The sequence below is a fragment of the Corynebacterium sp. HMSC06G04 genome (genome assembly GCF_001807365.1).
Taxonomy (GTDB): Bacteria; Actinomycetota; Actinomycetes; order Mycobacteriales; family Mycobacteriaceae; genus Corynebacterium; species Corynebacterium simulans.
The window spans coordinates 48,325-67,550 of the sequence record NZ_KV788589.1; the positions used below are offsets into that span (position 1 = coordinate 48,325).

At 59.4% G+C, this 19,226-nt stretch carries 17 protein-coding genes and 1 tRNA gene; 3 read left to right on the forward strand and 15 right to left on the reverse strand.

The window, feature by feature from the left end; genetic code table 11:
- Positions 1 to 2 precede the first annotated feature (2 nt).
- Positions 3 to 1,364, reverse strand: coding sequence for an L-seryl-tRNA(Sec) selenium transferase (gene selA / locus HMPREF3158_RS00230; protein ID WP_070496807.1), 1,362 nt, complete (start codon positions 1,362 to 1,364; stop codon positions 3 to 5).
- Positions 1,365 to 1,410: 46 nt separating this feature from the next.
- A tRNA-Sec gene (locus HMPREF3158_RS00235) sits at positions 1,411 to 1,505 on the reverse strand.
- Positions 1,506 to 1,623: 118 nt separating this feature from the next.
- On the opposite strand from HMPREF3158_RS00235, the gene selD reads away from it, so the two are divergent.
- Positions 1,624 to 2,622: a selenide, water dikinase SelD gene (gene selD, locus HMPREF3158_RS00240; protein WP_070496810.1), complete on the forward strand. Its 999-nt coding sequence runs from the start codon at positions 1,624 to 1,626 to the stop codon at positions 2,620 to 2,622.
- Positions 2,623 to 2,655: 33 nt separating this feature from the next.
- Here the strand turns inward: selD and yedF are convergent, their stop codons facing one another.
- From yedF to fdnG, 5 genes are all read right to left on the reverse strand, one after another.
- The gene (yedF, locus tag HMPREF3158_RS00245; protein ID WP_070496814.1) at positions 2,656 to 2,961 is read right to left on the reverse strand and encodes a sulfurtransferase-like selenium metabolism protein YedF; all 306 of its coding nucleotides are present in this window, start codon (positions 2,959 to 2,961) and stop codon (positions 2,656 to 2,658) included.
- A 49-nt stretch (positions 2,962 to 3,010) separates the two neighbouring features.
- Positions 3,011 to 4,267, reverse strand: a complete 1,257-nt coding sequence (yedE, locus tag HMPREF3158_RS00250) for a selenium metabolism membrane protein YedE/FdhT (RefSeq protein WP_062035487.1) — start codon at positions 4,265 to 4,267, stop codon at positions 3,011 to 3,013.
- Between the two features lie 184 nt (positions 4,268 to 4,451).
- Positions 4,452 to 5,570 carry an NrfD/PsrC family molybdoenzyme membrane anchor subunit gene (gene nrfD / locus HMPREF3158_RS00255; RefSeq protein WP_062035488.1) on the reverse strand — a complete coding sequence of 373 codons (1,119 nt, stop codon included), beginning with the start codon at positions 5,568 to 5,570 and terminating at the stop codon, positions 4,452 to 4,454.
- A complete protein-coding gene (locus HMPREF3158_RS00260) occupies positions 5,567 to 6,625 on the reverse strand; it encodes a 4Fe-4S dicluster domain-containing protein (RefSeq protein ID WP_005531846.1) in 1,059 nt (352 codons plus the stop codon). The genes nrfD and HMPREF3158_RS00260 overlap by 4 nt, the downstream gene beginning before the upstream one ends.
- Positions 6,626 to 6,638: 13 nt before the next feature.
- The gene (fdnG, locus tag HMPREF3158_RS00265; protein ID WP_246816150.1) at positions 6,639 to 9,926 is read right to left on the reverse strand and encodes a formate dehydrogenase-N subunit alpha; all 3,288 of its coding nucleotides are present in this window, start codon (positions 9,924 to 9,926) and stop codon (positions 6,639 to 6,641) included.
- A 104-nt stretch (positions 9,927 to 10,030) separates the two neighbouring features.
- Here fdnG and HMPREF3158_RS00275 point away from each other — a divergent pair, with 104 nt between their 5' ends.
- Positions 10,031 to 11,104 (forward strand): lipoate-protein ligase small subunit, encoded by a 1,074-nt coding sequence (locus tag HMPREF3158_RS00275; RefSeq protein WP_070496819.1) that lies wholly within the window; start codon positions 10,031 to 10,033, stop codon positions 11,102 to 11,104.
- Between the two features lie 17 nt (positions 11,105 to 11,121).
- Here HMPREF3158_RS00275 and HMPREF3158_RS00280 read toward each other — a convergent pair whose 3' ends face one another.
- Together HMPREF3158_RS00280 and HMPREF3158_RS00285 are read right to left on the reverse strand one after the other, a co-directional pair.
- Positions 11,122 to 12,303 carry a type II toxin-antitoxin system HipA family toxin gene (locus HMPREF3158_RS00280; protein ID WP_070496820.1) on the reverse strand — a complete coding sequence of 394 codons (1,182 nt, stop codon included), beginning with the start codon at positions 12,301 to 12,303 and terminating at the stop codon, positions 11,122 to 11,124.
- A complete protein-coding gene (locus HMPREF3158_RS00285; RefSeq protein WP_062035493.1) occupies positions 12,300 to 12,515 on the reverse strand; it encodes a helix-turn-helix domain-containing protein in 216 nt (71 codons plus the stop codon). Before HMPREF3158_RS00285 ends, HMPREF3158_RS00280 begins: the two co-directional genes overlap by 4 nt.
- Positions 12,516 to 12,891: 376 nt before the next feature.
- Between HMPREF3158_RS00285 and HMPREF3158_RS00290 the strand changes: the two genes are divergently transcribed.
- Complete coding sequence (locus tag HMPREF3158_RS00290) at positions 12,892 to 14,259, forward strand: dicarboxylate/amino acid:cation symporter (protein ID WP_070496823.1); 1,368 nt, start codon at positions 12,892 to 12,894, stop codon at positions 14,257 to 14,259.
- Positions 14,260 to 14,378: 119 nt separating this feature from the next.
- Here HMPREF3158_RS00290 and HMPREF3158_RS00295 read toward each other — a convergent pair whose 3' ends face one another.
- The 6 genes from HMPREF3158_RS00295 to HMPREF3158_RS12305 all read right to left on the reverse strand — a co-directional run bounded on the left by HMPREF3158_RS00295 (position 14,379) and on the right by HMPREF3158_RS12305 (position 19,225).
- Positions 14,379 to 15,020 carry a pentapeptide repeat-containing protein gene (locus tag HMPREF3158_RS00295; RefSeq protein ID WP_070496826.1) on the reverse strand — a complete coding sequence of 214 codons (642 nt, stop codon included), beginning with the start codon at positions 15,018 to 15,020 and terminating at the stop codon, positions 14,379 to 14,381.
- A gap of 173 nt (positions 15,021 to 15,193) precedes the next feature.
- Positions 15,194 to 15,661: a hypothetical protein gene (locus HMPREF3158_RS00300; RefSeq protein ID WP_070496827.1), complete on the reverse strand. Its 468-nt coding sequence runs from the start codon at positions 15,659 to 15,661 to the stop codon at positions 15,194 to 15,196.
- Positions 15,661 to 16,335 carry a hypothetical protein gene (locus HMPREF3158_RS00305; RefSeq protein WP_070433441.1) on the reverse strand — a complete coding sequence of 225 codons (675 nt, stop codon included), beginning with the start codon at positions 16,333 to 16,335 and terminating at the stop codon, positions 15,661 to 15,663. Before HMPREF3158_RS00305 ends, HMPREF3158_RS00300 begins: the two co-directional genes overlap by 1 nt.
- Positions 16,336 to 16,493: 158 nt before the next feature.
- Positions 16,494 to 17,690, reverse strand: coding sequence for an MFS transporter (locus HMPREF3158_RS00310; protein WP_082787611.1), 1,197 nt, complete (start codon positions 17,688 to 17,690; stop codon positions 16,494 to 16,496).
- A 67-nt stretch (positions 17,691 to 17,757) separates the two neighbouring features.
- On the reverse strand, positions 17,758 to 18,831 hold the full coding sequence (locus HMPREF3158_RS00315) for a GTP-binding protein (RefSeq protein ID WP_062035499.1): 1,074 nt from the start codon (positions 18,829 to 18,831) through the stop codon (positions 17,758 to 17,760).
- A 43-nt stretch (positions 18,832 to 18,874) separates the two neighbouring features.
- On the reverse strand, positions 18,875 to 19,225 hold the full coding sequence (locus tag HMPREF3158_RS12305; RefSeq protein ID WP_070496830.1) for a D-arabinono-1,4-lactone oxidase: 351 nt from the start codon (positions 19,223 to 19,225) through the stop codon (positions 18,875 to 18,877).
- Between the last annotated feature and the right edge of the window lies 1 nt (position 19,226).

Sequence of the window (19,226 nt, forward strand, 5' to 3'; positions counted from 1 at the left end):
TTTTACTCCTCAGGCTGTAGCTTTTGGGCTTTGCGGATGGCCGCGATGAGCGCGGCGTCTTGGGAGGCAGGGATGCAGCGGACATCGATAAGACACTGGCCCTGGTGGACGCGCGGCAGCACGGCCGACTGCCCAACGCGCAGAAGAGCGGCGAGCTCTTCCGGCAAAGCCACGGCAAAGCCTTCGAGCGGGTACTCAGGTGCCCCACCACCGCCAACACGTCCGGCGTGTGCAACCACCTCGCCGCCTACCGCCTGCGCCACCTCTTCGGTGCGGCGGCGGTACTCGGCGGAATCAATATGCAGGGCCTCCTCGACTGCATTCACCGGCGCATTCAGCGCTGCTTCCAGGGCGTTTAGCCGCAGCTTATCGATGCGCACCGCACGCGCGAGCGGGTGCTTCTTCAACAAAGCAATGGCCTTCTTGGTGCCCAAGATGATGCCGGCCTGCGGCCCGCCGAGCAGCTTGTCACCAGAGGCAATGACCACGTCCGCGCCGGCATCCAGCTGCTCGCTGAGGCTCGGCTCCTCGGGCAGGGTCGGGTCCGGCACCAGCAGCCCGGATCCCAGATCGACGATGAGGCTGACCTGCCCCGCGCCCTCTCCGCGAGACTTGTTGTGCTTCTTCAGTGCCCCACGCAGCTGCGGCACATCCACGGCGGTGGTAAAGCCCTCGATGCGAAAGTTGGAAGGATGTACCTTAAGCACCGCGCCGGTGTTATTACCCAGCGCAGCCTCGTAGTCAGCGAGGTGGGTGCGGTTGGTGGCGCCAATCTCTTTGAGGACTGTGCCGGAGGATTCGATGAGTTCCGGCAGCCGGAATCCGGCGCCGATCTCGATGAGTTCGCCGCGGGAGATGATGACTTCCTTTCCGGGGGCAAGAGCGGCGGTGGCCAGCAACAGCGCTGCAGCTCCGTTGTTGACCACGAGCGCATCTTCCGCGCCCGGGCAGGCTGCAAGCAACGCATTGATGGCGCCGCGGCCGCGGTCCTTAGAACGCACGCCTGCCGGAAGATCGAGTTCGACGTCGGTGTAGGCGGCGGCATCGGCAAGCGCAGCGATGGCAACCTCCGGAAGCGGCGCGCGGCCCAAGTTCGTGTGCACGATAACCCCGGTGGCGTTGAGCACCGGGCGCAGGCTATACGGGCTTGCGTTGTTTAGAGCATCCCGGACCTTGGCGGTGACATCCGCTGGCGCGATGGCTCCCCTTTGCGCCTGCTTGACGACGCCCCGGATAGCAGCGCGCACTGCATGTTCCGCGAGCTTCTCGCGCGCGGCTTGGGCCTCCGGCAGCGCCAAAAGTTGATCGGTACGGGGGATGTTGCGGCGCTCGTCCTGCCGCTGCGAATCGCTCTTGCTTGTCACAAACGTTCCTTGGGTTGCGGGGAGATGCCACGGGTGCCAGATACGCTGGCGGAGACGGACAGGAATCGAACCTGCCAGACCGAGCTACTCGGCCTCACCGGTTTTGAAGACCGGGGCGCCCACCAGGACACGTACGCCTCCATCGCAAGAGTTTACACTTAGGCCAATTCAGCCAGCCCCCTGCCCAGCACCGCGCCCGCGCGAATCCACAAAAGCACCATTGTCCCAGCGTATTGCCAGCAGTTGTACACTCGGGATAATGAACGACATATTATTGACATCTTTTGCAGCAGGCGGCGGATGCGCCTGCAAAATCCCGCCGGGCGAGTTGGAATCGGCCGTCGAAGGCCTCGTGGGCAAGGCCGATCCGAACGTCTTGGTGGGCCTCGATGACGGCGACGATGCCGCGGCTGTCAAGATTCAAGATGGCCTGGCGGCAATTTCCACCGCGGACTTTTTCACCCCGATGCTCAACGACCCTTATGACTGGGGCCGAGTGGCGGCAGCGAACGCGCTTTCTGACGTCTACGCCATGGGTGGCACCCCAGTCACCGCCATCAACCTGGTGGGTTGGCCGCGTGAGGTACTCCCCCTCGACGTTCTGCGCGAGGTCTTGCGCGGCGGAATGGATGTCGCGACGCAAGCTGGCATCTCCGTGACCGGTGGCCACTCAATTACCTCGCCAGAGCCAATCTACGGCATGGCGGCCACGGGCATCGTGGCGCCGGAGAAGCTGATGCGCAACGACACTGCGGAAGCGGGCCTTCCCATCACGCTGACCAAACCCATCGGCGTGGGCATCTTGAACAACAAGCACAAGGCCACTGGTGAGGTTTCCCAAGCGGCCGTGGACTCAATGACCACGCTCAACCGCGAGGCCTCCCGTGCAGCAGTTGAGGCTGGCATTTCTGCAGCTACCGACGTCACCGGCTTTGGCTTGTTGGGTCACCTCTACAAGATGATGCGCGCCTCCGGGGTCGCTGCTGAGCTCGACTTCAGCGCTGTGCCTGCAGTCGAGGGTGCAAAGGAAGCGCTGGCCGAGGGCTTTATCCCCGGTGGCTCCCGCCGCAACCTGGACTGGGTCCGCCCACATCTAACCAACGAGGCTGGCCTGAGCGAAGAAGAGCTGGTCTTCCTCGCTGATGCACAGACTTCCGGCGGTCTGCTGCTCATCGGTGAGGTACCTGGCTACCCGGTCATCGGACGCACCGTGGCTCACGATGGTTCTGAGGACAGCACCTTCATCACCATCAAGTAAGACTGCGGTTTCAGCCGTGGCCTGCTGGACCGTCTAGGCCTTCTTCTTAAACAGGCGTGATACCCACCCGGACTTTTCCGCGGTGGGGTGCGTGCCGAGGATCTTCTCGCCCCGTCGGAACACGAACGTCATGCGCGCGCCCTCGCGGGTGGGCTCACCGATGAGCTCGTGGCCCGCTGCTGCGGCGTCATCCGGCACGTTGCGATAAGCCTGCGGGCAATCAGTGGTTACTTCCAGGATCTGCCCCGGCTTGAGGCCATGCAATGCCTCCAATGTGTGAATGACCGGGTACGGGCACGACTCGCCACACAAGTCGATTTCAAAATCAGGTGTGGTCACACTAGGTCCTTACCTTTGCTAACAGAGCTCAGTTTTTGCAGTGTTTTCTTTACGCGCTACGGCTGTACTGGGATTCTAGACGCGCACGACGGTCGCCACGGCGCGGTGCTTGAAGTAGCCACCACCCCACGAGCAGAGCCAAGGTCAGTGCAAGTGCGGGCCATGGGCTAAAGGACTCATAGAAGTTGAGCTTCCAGGAGTTTGCCACCAAGGTGTCGTAAACGCCCCAATGATCCCAGCCATATGCCAGTACCGTTGCGCCGATGACGTTTCCGGCAAAGGCAACCCACGCAACCAGCTGGCCCTCCATTGCGCGGTACAACATGCCGGTCTCGCAAGCGCCAGCCATGATGATGCCCAGCCCGAAGAGGAAGCCGCCGATCACGGTTCCCCATCCTGCCGGCTTCGTCAGCGGTTCCATTCCGGTTCCCAGTAAAACAAAGAAGGTCACGATGACGGCGGCGGCCAAGCCAATAATCAGCGAGTCTGCGAGCTTAGTCTTCTTGGTCACCCACAAGTCGCGGAAGGCCGCAGTAAAGCAGATCTGACCGCGCTGGATGAGGATTCCAAAAACCAAGCCAAAGACCACGGCTGCAGCCAACATGTTCTTGCCCGTCATGGAGTAGACGATGGTGACCACGACCATCACCGCGCACATCCCGATGGCAACAACGAGGTGGCGGATACGGCGGCGTCTTAAAGCATCAGCGTCACCGGCGTCCTTAGCCTGGGCCGGGCGCGGGCGCGTGGGACCACGCCACCAGTGTTGCTTGATCACCTGCACCCCGACCCAGGTACCTACCGCAGTCATCACGGTGAAAATCCACGCGTGCAGCGAGAACTGCGGAATGCCCGTGAACATCGCCGCGAGATTGCAACCGTAGGCCAAGCGCGCGCCAAATCCGGCGACGATGCCGCCCACCAAGGCTTGTGCCCACCGGCGCTTGAGCGGCGGAATGCGCCACCGGAAATCCCCTGCTGCCAGGGCCGCGATAAGCGAACCAAGCAGCATCGCAATGACGATCCAGCCATCAGTGCGCTCGAGTGGATTGCCCTGCATTTTGGTTACTTCTGCATAGTATTTCCAACCCTGAATATCAGCGCCGAAGGCCTCCACGACGTGGCCGCCAAGGCGCGTGAACTCGCCGGTGACTGCCCAAACAGTCCCGGTGATGAGGAAGTACAAACCAGACAGGCTGCCCAACACGGCAAAGACTGGTCCTGGGGCGAGTCCCACGCGGGTGCGATAAAAAGCGTCATAAGACTTCTTGTCATACGAGCGCAGACTACGAGAAGGGGTGGACATCCTTTTTCTTCTTTCACAATCCAAGGCGCGGCGTGTGTTTTACGTCTAGAAAGAGAATAGGCGGAGGCCACCGATTGAAAAGCATTAGGGTCCACGAGAAAAGCCCGCGCTTGCTAGAACTTCGTATTCTGGCAAGACGCGGGCTTGAGGGTTTCCGCGCAAATGCGCGAGAAGCAAGTGCGGCTTAGTGCTTGGAGGTGACCACCGAGTGGGCCAGGCCTTCTTGCGCACGCTTGCGCGCGGCGCGACGCTTTTGTGGTTCGATGGTGGTCGCAGGATCCTTGACCGCCTCGATACCCGCGTTGAGCACGCCGAAACGGGTGCAGGCAGAACCCGCCATGAGCGAAAGGCCCGAAAGCACGGAGAGGGTACGGGACTTCGTGGCCGCTGCCACAGCGGTGCCCACGCCACCAGCGGCGATGAGGTACTCGCTGGCCTTCATCAACTTGCCTGGGGTGCCGTTGTGCAAAGGAGCCACGGTCTCTGGTTCCATGTTTTCTTCCATGATCTTGGTCGCGGCCAAGTCACTAGCAGCGGCGGCCATGCCCAAGGCACGGGCTGGGCCGGCATGCTCGACTGGGGTGAACACCATGGCGCAGCCAGACGCGGCTGCCGACGCCGAAGAAACAAAGACATAGGCCAAGTGCTTCTTGGCGTCGTTCCACGTAGGGTTCGAGGTGTTGCCCAATAGCACTGCGGTGTAGCCCGCCAAAGGACCGCCCAATACACCGGCAACCACACCAGCAGGACCAGCCGCAGCGCCCAGTGCTTTGCGGGCAAAGCGCGGCAACGGCAGCTTCTGCTTAGTGAGTTTGTCGGCTTCATACAATGCAGGCAACGACGCAGCGGTGGCGAAGGAGCCCAGAATCCACGAACCCACGCTCATCGGCGAGGTCACCTTGAATACGCGGAACATGTTGAGCAAACGCTCAGGGCGGCCAAGGTCAAGGACCAAGAATACTGAGCCACCAGCGGCGGCAGTAAATGCAGCAATGCGGGTGCTGCGCGCCAAGGGCTCATTCTTCGTGGCAGATGCGCCGGCGGCCAGCAAAGCGGAGCCGCCGGAAAGGCCGCCTAGGAACAGGTAAGCGCCAATCGGCCACTCCCATGGCGGAGCCTTGACCACGGGCTTGCCGTAGTAGGAGGAGAACTCGAAGTCCTCCGCCATGCGCTCTTCCTTGGAACCGTCCTGCGCACCGGCACCAGGACGCTTGCGCTTCTTCTTTGGCTTGGTGCCGTCGAACTTGCGGTAGCGGTTAGCGCGCGCTGGTTGCGGCGGGCGGTACTCGTCGAATTCGCTCACTTGCGGCCTCCCATCACGAACGCACCGGCAACAGCCAAGGCCATGCCGCCGATAGCTTTAGCTGCGGTCTTGTACATCTGCGGCAGGTCCGCAGTAGGAACCCGCGGGTCTGGCGGCAAACCGTAGACCTCCGGCGAGTCCAGGATAAGGAAGATAGAGCCGGTGCCACCGACGCCGTCCTCGCGGTTGGCGCCGTACAGGCGTGCCTCGGTCAGGCCCTGCTCGTGCAGAACTTTGACGCGCGCCTCGGCTGCGGCCAGCATCTCCTCGTACGGGCCGAACTGAATGGAGTCAGTCGGACATGTCTTGGCGCAGGCTGGCTGCTCGCCGATCTTAAGGCGGTCGTAACACATGGTGCACTTCTGAGCGACGCCGAGGTTCTTAATCGGCATCTTCTCACCCGGCGTGTGGTCCTCGCCTTGCGGCTTGAGCTGCGCGAGCTTCTTGAAGACGTTGATGCCCGCGTGATCATCGTGCTGGTAGTCCACGGTGGCGGTCTTATCGGTCTTCAGCGTCACGCCACCGTCGTCGCGGCGCTCGATAACGCCGAAAGGACAGCCGGCAACGCAGGTGCCGCAGCCATTGCAGACGTCATCCTGGACAACCACGGTGCCGAACTCAGAGCGGAACAGCGCGCCCGTTGGGCACACGTCCAAACAACCGGCGTTGGTGCAGTGCTTGCACACGTCGGAGGACATCAGCCAGCGGAAATCGCCGGTATCCGGCGGAGTGGTATCCACCGCGGCGGGCTGGGTGCCAACCCCCGGCATGCCGAGAGAAACCAGCTGACGGCCTTCCTCGCGCGCCTTTTCGATGCGGTCATTGTCCTGCTCGATAAAGGCCACGTGACGCCATGTATTCGCACCCAGCGAACCGGTGTTGTCATAAGAGTCACCGGTGACCGCATATCCCTCAACCGGGTTGCGGTTCCATTCCTTACAGGCCACCTCACAGGCTTTGCAGCCAATACAGATCGAGGTGTCCGTAAAGAAGGCCATGCGGTTATAGGACTCGTAGCCGTGTTGATCGGCTTTTTCAGTAAGCAAATTAGCCATGAGCTCTCCTCACCTACCCTTCTTTGCCTTCATAGTCGGCTACGTTACCGGCGGTGTCATCAGCGCCGGTGTTTTCGTCCTTGGAATTAGCACCCTTGTCTTCGGGATTCAGCGTGAAAGCATCGTCGACGTCGACAAGCTGGTTACCGGACTCCAGGTCAAGGTGAGCCTTGTCCTGGTATTCCTTGAGCAACTCGATGCGGGCATGTCCGCGTGGGCGACGGCCCGGGCGGATATCGCAGGCACCAATCTTGGAGTTCTGAATCCACACGTTCGGCTCAAGCGTGAGACCGAGCAGGTCATTCGCGCCGTCGCCAGCCACGTCCGTGGTTTCAGACTCGCCGTAGTGATACGGCAAACCGATCTGGTGGAAATCCTCGCCGTTAATCGTCAGCTTCTGCACGCGGCCGGTGACCAAGACCTGCGCCTCGATCACGCCACGCGGTGAAACGATGGTTGCCCATTCGCCATTTTCCAGCCCGCGCAGTTCTGCAAGCTCCTTCGAGACCTCACAGAACAGGCCCGGCTGCAGCTCCGCCAGGTAAGGCAGGCGGCGCGACATCGCACCCGAGGTATACATCTCGGTCAGGCGGTAGGTGGAGAACACGAACGGAAAGACCTCGGCTCCTGGCTCGCCCGGTTCTGGGCGCGACAGGTTATCTGGACGCTTAATGGTAAGACGCGTCGGCGATTGCTGCTGCTTGTAGAGCAGGTTGTGCGCTGGGGACTCATGCGGCTCATAGTGCGTTGGCAGCGGGCCATCCGATAGTCCCTTCGGGGCGAAGAGCCAGCCGACACCATCCGCCTGCATGATGAATGGATCGTCACCGTCGAGCGCGGCAGGGCCGACGGCGTCGATAGGCGCACGGTAATCCGGCGCCTTGTTGACTGGGAAGTCTGGGACGTCGTCGCCAACCCATGCCTCCTTGGCAGCATCCCACCAGATGTACTTCTTGCGCTCAGACCATGGTTTTCCGTCTGGGCGTGCAGAAGCACGGTTATAAAGGATGCGGCGGTTAGCAGGCCAGACCCAGCCCCACTCGAGGGCGACCTCGTTTTGTTCAGATCCCGGTACCTTCTTGGCGGCATGGTTGATGCCATCCTTGAACACGCCGGTGTAAATCCAGCAGCCACCGGAGGTGGAGCCGTCGTTCTTCATCTCCACGAAGGTCGGCAGTAGCTCGCCCTTCTTAGGACCATCGAGGTAGTAGCCGTTGATCTCCTTGAGGATCTCCTCGGAGTCTGGCTCACCTTCCTCGTTTTCGGTGTAATCCCAGGTGATCTTCTGAACCGGAAGATCGCGCGGATCGGTGGAGTCGGCCAAGCGCTCCTTGATCTTCTTACCCAGCTGGTAGAAGAACCACAGGTCACTGGTGGCCTCACCCGGCGGGGTGACCGCCTGGAAACGCCACTGCAGCATGCGCTGGGTCTGGGTGAAGGTGCCGGCCTTTTCCACGTGGGTAGCTGCTGGCATGAGGAAGACCTCGGTACCGATTTCCTCGGTCTTCAACTCGCCGTTTTTAATCTCTGGCGAGTCCTTCCAGAAGCTGGCGGTCTCGATTTCTTGGAAGTCACGAACGACCAGCCACTTCAGCGCAGCCAGACCACGGCGCTGCATACCGCCGTTGGACTGTGCCACCGCTGGGTTTTGACCGAAGACAATGTAGCCCTCAACCTCATGCTCGAGCATGGCCATCAAGGTCTCATACGTCGAGTGCGCACCAGAAATGCGCGGCATGAGGTTATAACCCCACTCGTTTTCCGCCGTAGCGGCATCGCCCCAATAAGACTTCATGAGCGATACGGCATAGTTCTCGCCTATCTGCCAGAAGCCCTTCTGATCTTCCTTGCGGAAGGTATTGACGTAATCCTTCCAGCTCTGCAGGTTAACGTGCGGCATCGGCAGGTAGCCCGGCAGCGAGTTAAACAGCGTCGGGATATCCGTGGAGCCTTGGATGGAAGCGTGGCCACGCAACGCCATGATGCCGGAGCCCGGGCGGCCGACGTTGCCCATCAGCAGTTGCAAGATAGCAGCGGTACGGATGAACTGAGCGCCCAGCGTGTGCTGGGTAAAGCCCAAGGCATAGGCAAAGCAGGTGGTGCGATCCGGCTTGGAGTTATCCGCGATGGAATTAGCCAAGTAGTAGAAGTCTTCCTGCGAAATACCACAGGTCTCTTCCACCAGCTCCGGGGTGTAACGGGAGTAGTGCCGCTTGAGAATCTGGAACACCGAATTCGGGTGCTGCAGAGTCTCGTCCTTCTCCACGTTCCACGAGGAGCCTTCCGGCTTACGGACGTACTGCCACGAGTCGGTAACGTACTTGCCGGTCTCTGGGTCATAGCCAGAGAACAGGCCATCCAAGTCCTCGGTGTCCTGGTAATCAGGCGAAATGATCGAGGAAGCGTTGGTGTACGAGACCACGTAGTCGTGGAAATAAAGCTCGTTGTCGAGCATGTACTTGATGATGGCGCCAAGCAGCACCACGTCAGTACCACCGCGAATGCCGATGTGGCGGTTCGCGAAAGCCGAAGTACGGGTATAGCGCGGATCCACGTGGATGATGCGCGCGCCGCGCTTCTTGGCCTCAACTACCCACTGGAAGCCCACTGGGTGGCATTCAGCCATGTTAGAACCCTCAATGACAATGCAGTCCGCATTTGCCATATCCTGCAGCGGTTGGGTTGCGCCGCCACGGCCAAACGAAGTTCCCAAACTGGGAACGGTGGCAGAGTGTCAAATACGAGCCTGATTTTCGACCTGTATCGCGCCGGTGGCGGTAAACAGCTTCTTAATCAGGTAGTTCTCTTCGTTGTCCAAGGTCGCACCGCCCAGACCGGCGATACCCATGGTGCGGTTGAGGGTTCGGCCCTCTTCGTCGGTGTCCTGCCAGTGCGCCTTGCGGGATGCCACAAAGCGATCGGCAATCATGTCCATGGCGGTCTCGGTATCGAGGTACTCCCACTCGGTGGAGTAAGGCGCACGGTACTTGATCTTAGTCAGACGCGTAGCAGAATTAATAAGCTGCTCGGAGGCAGAGCCCTTCGGGCAAAGGCGGCCGCGCGAGATCGGAGAATCTGGATCGCCTTCAACCTGAATGACTTTGTTGTCCTTGACATAAACGCGCTGGGCACAGCCCACCGCACAATAAGGACAGACAGACTGCACTACGCGGTCCGCTTCAACGGTCCTGCCGTGGAGCTCTTTGCTCTTCTTCGACTGGGTGCTGAGATCCCTGCCGAAGGCGTCCTTGGAACGCACCTGGCGCACTACTGGCCAGTTGAGAGGACTAAATTTAGACATACAGTCAAAAGTAGTGTGCCCCATTGCCTAAATCTAGAAAGGCGTGCCTAACTTAGGACCTTCAGTTCTGGAACAATCAGCCGCCCTACAACGTTGACCAAGATATGGCTAACCCAACACATTTCGAACTCAAAGTCCCAGGCGGCAAGCTCCTTGTCGTAGACATCGAGGTCACCGACGGCACTATCTCCTCCGTGCAGGTCTCGGGTGATTTCTTCCTTGAGCCGGAAGAGGCCTTCGAGGCTCTCGGCCCCACGCTGGAGGGCTCCAAGGTTTCTGATTCCACGCAAGAGATCACCGCGCGGCTCGATGCAGCACTCGCCAAGATTGAGGCGGAGCATCCTGTAGCCCTCCACGGCTTTTCCACCCACGATCTGGCCGTGGCCGTCAAACGCGCAACGTCGGGCGGCACCGACTTTACGGACCACCAATGGGAGATCCTCCAGCCCGGCGTGCTGCCTACCCCGGTGAACGTGGCGCTCGACGAGGTCATCCTCAACGAGGTAGCTGAGGGCAAACGTGGTCCGACGCTGCGTTTCTGGGAGTGGGACGACAAAGCGGTCGTGTTCGGCTCCTACCAGTCCTATGCCAACGAGCTGGACCAGGAGGGCGTCGACAAGCATGGCATCACCCCGGTCCGCCGCATGTCCGGTGGTGGCGCGATGTTCATGGAAGGCGGCAACTGCATTACCTATTCCATCTATGCGCCTGAGTCCCTGGTAGCCGGTTACTCCTACGAGGCTTCTTATGCCTACCTCGACCAGTGGGTGCTTGCTGCACTGGCCAAGCATGGTGTGAACGCCTGGTACGTGCCGATCAACGACATCACCTCCGATGGAGGAAAGATCGGCGGTGCCGCACAGAAGCGTCGCGCGGGCGCGGTGCTCCACCACACCACGATGAGCTACAACATCGACGCGGACAAGATGATGAAAGTCCTTCGCATCGGCAAGGTGAAGGTCTCCTCGAAGGGGCTTTCCTCCGCCAAAAAGCGCGTGGACCCGCTGCGCCGCCAGACCGGCGTGGCGCGCGAGGAGATCATCGAGACCATGGCCCGCGAGTTCGCCACTCGCTACGGCGCCAAGGACGCCGCGCTTTCCGACGCCACCCTTGCCGAGGCCGAGCGTCTCGTTTCCGAAAAGTACTCCACCGAGGAGTGGACGAAGCGAATTCCGTAATTCTTTCGCTACTCAACTCAGAGCTCTAGAGCAGCCCGGCGAAATCGCAGTTCCCGCTCAGCAGCATAGAGCGGGGAACCTGCGACCCCTAGAGCTGATAGATCGACCCGCTGGGCAGCCTCCAGCACTTTTCCATTGAGCCTATCTATCACCACAGAGTTAAGCCCCAGAAAAGCGGCAAAACTATCCCAATGCGTACGCTTAAGTCCCTTGGACTTCCCGTCCACGGCCAGCGCCATTGTCTTGTCGCCATAGAGTATCGTGCACGGCACGTCGTAAGCGGGGGCTACCACCCACTGACCAGAAGGCCGTTGCAATAGGGAAATATTTTTGGCGTGCAGATCTCCGTTTCCTGTAAGCCACGCATACAGAAACTGGATATAGATGGCGCGCGCTGCAGCAAGCGGCGACGACACTTTTTCGATGAGCGCTTCAGCCACCTCTTCTGCCGAGATTCGATATTTATCTGCTGGAGGTATGCCAACGATCTGCGCTGCATCTTCCAGCGCTAAGCGCCGAACCTCCCCGGCACTATCCACGTAACGATCGAACCTTGTCACCCATAACCCCTGGGTACCTTTGCAATCGTAAACAATTGATGCTTGGGCAACCGGAATTTTCAGATTCCTCATGGCATCTAAATGCGCCCATTCGTTTTTTACGAGCCCTGGGTAAGCATCCGGATTCAGCTTCAAAAGCCCGCCACCTGTGGCGCTATTTAGTGGATTAGTAATCATTGCGTCAGATGCTTTGATTTGAACACCCGGAAGTGAATGCGGGTCTACGCGGTCAATAAGTTCATCGAAGTCCATCTCGTCAAAGTTCCGCACTTCGGCTTTTGTCGACGGCTCTAGTTTCTTTCCATGCGCTACTATCTGCACATCTCCCGGAGTATCAATACCTACAGCCAGTAAAAGTGTTAGTTCGTCATCGAGGGAGGTCTTTGCTGCTCTTTGCAACACGATCAATCGATGCCCCTCAGGTAACAAACCGGAAAAGAATGGCGGAAGCGCTCCGCTCCCTTCGCCCCTGACTTCCCCGCGATCCGGCAGCCCTAGCGAGACAGAAGGCCCAGCGTATTCATCGCGGTAGCGAAATTCGACGCCTCCGCCGGTACGTGAAAGCTGTCCTACAAGCACTCCGGACTTATAGACGTCAGCGCTAACAACATTCTTAAAGTCCTCCGCATTAGTCGTCATGCGTTCACAACCTCAACACGCAGCCCCACCGCGCTGAGCAGTTCTAACACGGTGGAAAAGCTTGCTTTTCCGGTCCCCAGCTCCACATCTCGGACCGTTCTGTCGCTCACTCCCACCAACTCGCCCAATTCTTCCTGAGTCAATTGATACGACTTTCGGTTTTCCCGCAGTGCGGTCCCGAGCTCAGTCAACCAGCCATCGATGCGATTCATATCGGAAATATCCTTCCCTTTTACGCTTTTCAAACTCTAGAATAGCCTCGAAATCACAAAACAGGAAGCATTTTTCCGATTTATCCATTTCCCCCGACACCCTCTTCATCCCGGCAAGTTTTCGGAAGGATATTTCCCTTTCAAATAGCCCAAACCACCACGCGGCCCGAAGGCCGACGGAACGCCCTTGCGTACCCCGGGCGCCCCAACTATGAGTCCGGGCCCACAATAGTTGCACGGGAATTTATAAACGTCGTACAGTGTTGATGTCATTAGTGAACCGATCAGTCCATAGTCGATGGACTAGACAGTTCAAATACATACAAAGTTGTCTACAACGCCGAACTCTCACGAGTTCGAAGTAAAAGGAATTTTCGTGTCTCAACCACAAACGCAATCACGGAAACTGCCCAGCTGGGTAACCGGCTTCGGCGCGCAGGTTATCGCGGGCCTTATCATCGGCCTGATCCTGGGATTTATCGCTTCCAAAATGGACGCTAGCCTGCCGGCCGACGATGAGAAGGGCTCCTGGCTCACCCAGACCCTCACCGGCGTGGGCAGCGCTTATGTCCAGCTGCTCAAGGTGATGGTCCCGCCGCTGATCTTCGCGGCCGTTGTTACCTCCGTGGCTAACCTGCGCAAGGTGGCCAACGCCGCCTCGCTCGCGATTTCCACCTTGGTGTGGTTCGCAATTACCGCCTTCTTCTCCGTCATCAGCGGCATCGTCGTTGCCCTCGTGCTGCGCCCTGGCGTTGGCACCACTGTCGATGCAGCGAGCGCAGCGGAGCCGTCCCACGTCGGTTCGTGGACGGCCTTCCTGCAGCAGCTCATCCCCTCGAACTTCATTGGTATGAAGGCTTCCTTCGACGAGGGCGAGGTTTCCCTGGGCTTCGGAGCCCTTCAGCTGCTGGTTATCTCCCTGGCGCTGGGCATTGCCGCCGTGAAGGCCGGCAAGGCAGCCGACCCATTCCTGCGCTTTACCGAGTCCTTCCTCAAGGTCATCCAGGTTGTCCTGTGGTGGATCATCCGCTTGGCGCCGGTTGGCACCGCAGCCCTCATCGGTAAGGCAGTGGCCACCTACGGCTGGGACGCACTGGGTTCCCTGGGCAAGTTCGTGCTCGCGATGTACGTAGGCCTGGCAATCGTCATCGGCGTGGTTTACCCGGCAGTTCTTGCCTTCAACAAGATTCCGGTCATGGGCTTTTACAAGCGCGTCTGGCCAGTGTTCTCCTTGGGTTTTGTCACTCGTTCCTCCATGGGCGTGATGCCGGTGACCGAGCGCTACACTGAGCAGGCAATGGGCGTTCCGCGCGAATACGCTTCCTTCGCCATCCCGCTGGGCGCTACCACCAAGATGGACGGCTGCGCTTCGGTCTACCCTGCTATCGCCGCCATCTTCATCGCTCAGTTCTACAACATTGACTTGACGTTGACGCAGTACCTACTCATCATCTTCGTGTCCGTCATCGGCTCTGCTGCTACCGCGGGCACCACGGGCGCAACCGTCATGTTGACCCTGACCCTATCCACCCTGGGCCTGCCTTTGGCCGGCGTTGGTCTGCTGCTGGCAATCGAGCCAATCATCGATATGGGTCGCACCGCCGTGAACGTTACCGGCCAGGCACTGTGCGCCACCATCGTCGCCAAGCGCGCCGGCATCCAGAACCAAGAGGTGTGGGACGCAGCCGAGCACGGCGTATCCGGCTTGATGGAGTCCGAAGAGCGCGAATCCGTCAACGCCTAAGAAACTTAAGTATTAACGCAGGAAGGCACCTCACTGAGTGGGGTGCCTTCTTCGTTTTGCTTCGGTTACTCTCGATGCCGGTCAGACTCGGTCAGTGCCGGTCGGCGGTGGGTTGTGTGCTAGTCGACGATCGCCCCAAGAAAGGCCGCCATGGCAGGTGCCAGGTGGACGGCCTGTTCGTTAGTGAGTACCGCGCCTTTGAGGGAACCCACACCAGAGATAGCGTCGAAGTCGAGGCCGCGGAAGTCCACGTCTTTCATCTGCGCCGCATCCACCCGCAGGGTCCGAGCACGGCAGCCCCGGAAGGCCACGCGTTGGGCCTGCACCTGGGACAAATCGACTTCGTCGAATACGCAGTCTTCAAAGAGGACATCCCGCAATGTTCCACCAGAATGGTTAGTCCAGGCGAACTTGCACCCGCTGAACTTCACCGAAAAGAAGTCCGCTTCACCGAAGTCTGCAGCGCCAAAGCGGGAATCAGCCACCTCGACGTCGCGAAGCACGGTGCGCGCCATCCTCCATCCTGGCGCATCGAGGCCGGTCAGCTCGCACTCGGTGAAAGTGGATGAGGAAAGGTCGATTCCATCGAGTGAGGAATCAGCAACCATGCACCCAGTCAGTGACATCCCTTGAAGGTTGCGCTCAAACTCGCCGGAGAACCACTCGTTTTCAAACACTCCCCTCGCGTCCAGCCCCAGGCCTTCCCGCACTTCCAGGTGCAATGAAGATAGTTGGGGCGCTTGGACGATCCGGCGAGTCACTGCTTACTTCCTTGTTGGTCGTGTTTTATTCATTTACGCGTTGCGTTCTATAGGTGCAAGCTTACGCAGCACCAACTCCGGCATCCACAAACGTGTCCCGATTGTGCGGGCAAGCATCCAGACAAGAACAAGAAGGGCTGCAACTGCCGCGAAGACAGCAGCAACGCGGAGGCTCACAAAGTCGCGGGATCGACTGGGACGCTGATCGATTGTGCAGGAAGATAAGGGCGCAACAAGGCTAGGAGGCCAAAGTGGCGCTTGTTGAGCAGTGGATTGAACAGGCTTCGTGCGCTGATCTGAAGGTCCGGCTCAGCAGTCAGCAACGCTTGGTACACCGGCCACTGCTCCTCATCCGACGCTACGGAGTGAACCAAATGAACCCATACGGTTTCGCCAAAGCGATTGACAGCGTTGGGATCGGCGCCTGCAGCGATGAGCTTTTCGATGACTGGGGCGTCCTGCGCGCAGAGCTCTGGGTTGTCCGCCAGCTCCGGCAGCAGCTTGGTTGGCGGTGCCCAACCGAACTCAAGCATCGCCGTGAGAGCCTCAACTCTTTCGGCAGTATCACGGACACGCGATGCATCGAAAAATACGGCTTCCGGGTCATGGCTCGCCCAGTCGATAGTGTCAACGAAAGTCATTACTGTGCCTCCTGGAGTTGAATCACGAGCCAATCGGGAATCCATTCCGCGGTGCGCGGGAAAGTCTCTATGTCGGCCGCCCACTGCTGCGGGCTAGGTTGTACCGACCATGCCGGGCGGTAAGCAAAGTTAGGTCTGAGGACAAAACCGTTAGGTCCTGGCTTACCGTGCAGCGAGAGCCACGCTCCACGGGGATCGTCTTTGCAATAGCGGGCATCCAAGAATTCGGCACGCTTGCCTGCTGGCAGTTCCCCACTGACCTCGTAGATTTCGCCGCATGCACGAAGTACGAACTCTGGCAGGTCGGCGTCGATGGTGCCGTAGTAAGGCTCCTCTTGGCTGTTAACAGGCGTGGCAGGAGCAACGCCGTATTTTTCTTCGGCCCACTGACGCGCGGATTCGAGTTGAGTGCGGGCCTGGAGACGCAGCTCATCCACCTCTTGCGCGGAAAGGCTCTTGCCATCGATGATGATGCCATGTTCGGCAGGAGCGAAGTCGATGAGCTCTCTCATCGTCATCTGCAACTGTGCTCCCCTGAAAGGCGCGATGTCTAGGGTATGCGCCTCCAGATGCGGTAGCTTTTTGCGGCTGCGAATCTTGAGCTGGAGCGGACGCGGCTTTGCTAGCGCCACTCCGACCAACGGGGCAAAATTGAAAGTATCGGGCTTTTTCATGGCAGTCTCCTGTCGCGTATAACTACAAAGCCGTTGACCATGTGCCGCCTAGTGTAAATAACTACTGTGACGTCCGCCTCAGGAGTTTCCGCACTGAAGTTTCACGCTGCGCAAAGCGCTAAGAAACGGCTGTGTTGCATCAGCCGCAGACCGAGGAGCTAAGCAGTGGCAGCCGTAACGTGCACTGTTTCGCCGTATGCGCGCCGACCATGCACGAAGTAGTACAGCACCGTCGCCAAGGCCACGGTTGCGGCGAGCACCCAATACATAGCGGAGTAGCCCAGCGCAGAAATCAGCATGCCCAAGACCACGGGGCCAAAGCCGATTCCGATGTCGAGGAGTAAGAAGAGCGTCGAAATACCCGCGCCCATCTCGTGCGGAGCCACGAGGCGCACGGCCACCGCTTGCGCCGCCGGCATGATGGAGCCATAGCCCAAGCCAACCAAAGCACCCGCGATGACGACCTCCCAGTCAGCTACTGCGATAGCAAGCACCACGAGACCAATCATGAACGAAGCGAGCGCACCGTAGAAGATGACGTTATCGCCGTGGCGGTCCTGGACACGGCCCAAGACAAAGCGCATCGCGAGGCTGACAATCGCATAAGCAATGAAGAAGAAGCTGGCGCCCGTCGCCAGGTCGGACGCGTCAGCATAAGCGTTGAGGTACGTGATGATGCCTGCATAAGCAACGCCGATGAGAAGCATGAAGAAGCCAAAGGGTGCGACCGCCGGGTGGACGATGTTGGCCAGGCTAAAGGTCACGCTGGGGCGCTCCTGCGTAGGAATCTTGAGTGCCAGTGCCAAAGCCACGGCACATACCGTGAGGCTGAGCACCACAACGAAGATGGTGTTGTAGCCACTCGCACCGACGATAGCCAGTCCTGCCGCCGGGCCAAAAGCGGTGGCAAGGGTAGTTCCCAAGGCAAAGTAGCCCGTACCCTCAGCACGGCGATGTTCAGGAATGACGGACTGCGCCACGGCCATGACGGCAGTCGACGCCACCGCATACCCCAGGCCATGAATGATGCGCACGACGATAAGCAGTGCCAACGAGTGCGCAACAAAATACGCGGCACATGCCACGGTCACGAGAACCAACGAGACCAAGAGGGACTTTTTACGTCCTGCCGCATCAACCAGATATCCCGAGAACAGTCGCGCAATGGTCGCACCGACCACGAAGGAGCTGGAGGCAAAGCCGCCCGCCGTGTCTGATGCACCAAACTGTTGCACCGCATACAAAGCCATGATCGTCACCAACAGGTAAAAGACCATGAATTGGGCAAAATTAACCAGCCATGCAAAGACGAATGTTGGGGTGATGAGTTTCTGCTCAGCGGACGTAGGAAACACCTTCTTGAAGCATATGGAGTTAAAATCAACCCTAAAACGGTATCAGACCCTTAATCGGCACATGGCACTAGCTGGGCAGCAGAGCGGCTACCTCGGCGTCGGAAAGCACTGCGTCCTCGAAGTTGCGCAGCGTCTCCTCCGCATTGAACTCCACACCGATGAGCACGACCTCAGAGCCCGGCGTCACTCCGTTGGAGGCCCACAGTGAGGCCGGCTGGATCTGGAGGTTGGGGCCTGCCTGCTGCCAAGCGTGGGCAACGCGCAGATCCGTGTCGATCCAGCAATACCCCTTGGAGCGAACCAGCCCGGTACTCGCGCGCAGCGCCTTGAGCAGTCGCTCACGATTGAACGGCCTATCGGAGCGAAAGACCACGGAAGAAATCCCGTACTCCTCAGTCTCCGGTGTGTGCGGATTGGCCAGTTCCTCGGCATAGCCGTGATAGGTCGCGGCGGTAGCGGGGTTATAAAGGGCGGCATCGAGGATGAGCTCGGTGGCGATGACGCCGTTGGTCACCGGCACCACCTTGGCGCGGCGGTTCATAGCCTTGACGGTAGCGATGACCCGCTCGGTCTCCTCCGCGTCGACGAGATCGGTCTTGGTAATCAAGATAAGGTCGGCGAACTCAACCTGGTCCACTAAAAGGTCCGCGATGGTCCGGTCATCTTCCGGAGTCGCTTCGATTCCCTGTGAGACAAGGCTGCGGCCCCGCCGGAGCTGGTCCATGAACGTGGAAGCATCGACCAAAGAAACCATGGTATCAATGTTCGCGTAGTCCTGCAGCTTGAAGCCGTCTTCAAATTCCCACTCAAAAGTGGCGGCAACCGGCATCGGCTCGGAGATGCCGGTCGACTCAATGATGATCTGGTCATATTTGCCTGACCTTGCAAGGCGCGCAACCGAGTCGATGAGGTCCTCACGCAGGGTGCAACAGATGCAGCCGTTGGACAGCTCCACGAAACGGTCTTCGCCGCGTTCGAGGTGGCCCTCCCCTGCAACGAGCGCCGCGTCGATATTGACCTCGGAGAAGTCGTTGACGATGACGGCGAGCTTGCGGCCTTCACGGTTAGCCAGCAGGTGATTGAGCACGGTGGTCTTGCCGCTGCCCAGGAATCCAGAAAGAACAGTCACGGGTGTAGTCATTCCGCAAATGATAATGGTTTTCAATTACGGAGACAACTACGCCCTAACCGAAGACCCTCCGCGTGTAATCAGAACCAAAGCGCCACTGCGGGTCCAGTTCCTCACGCAGGGCACAGAACTCGTCGAAGCGTGGATACAGCGCGGAGAAGTCTGCCCGCGTCAAGGTGTTCATCTTGCCCCAGTGCGGGCGGCCGCCGGCAGCCTTCAGAATGGGCTCCACCTTTGGCAAGTATTCATATGGGTTTTTGAAACGCGGGACATGGAACGCGATGTACATCGACTCGCGGCCGTTGGCGGTAGACAGCGCGACGTCGTCAGGTGCCGTGGTGCGTAGCTCCAGCGGGAAAGCAATCTGCCAGCCCTGTGCATCAATAAAACGTCGGATTTCTCGCACC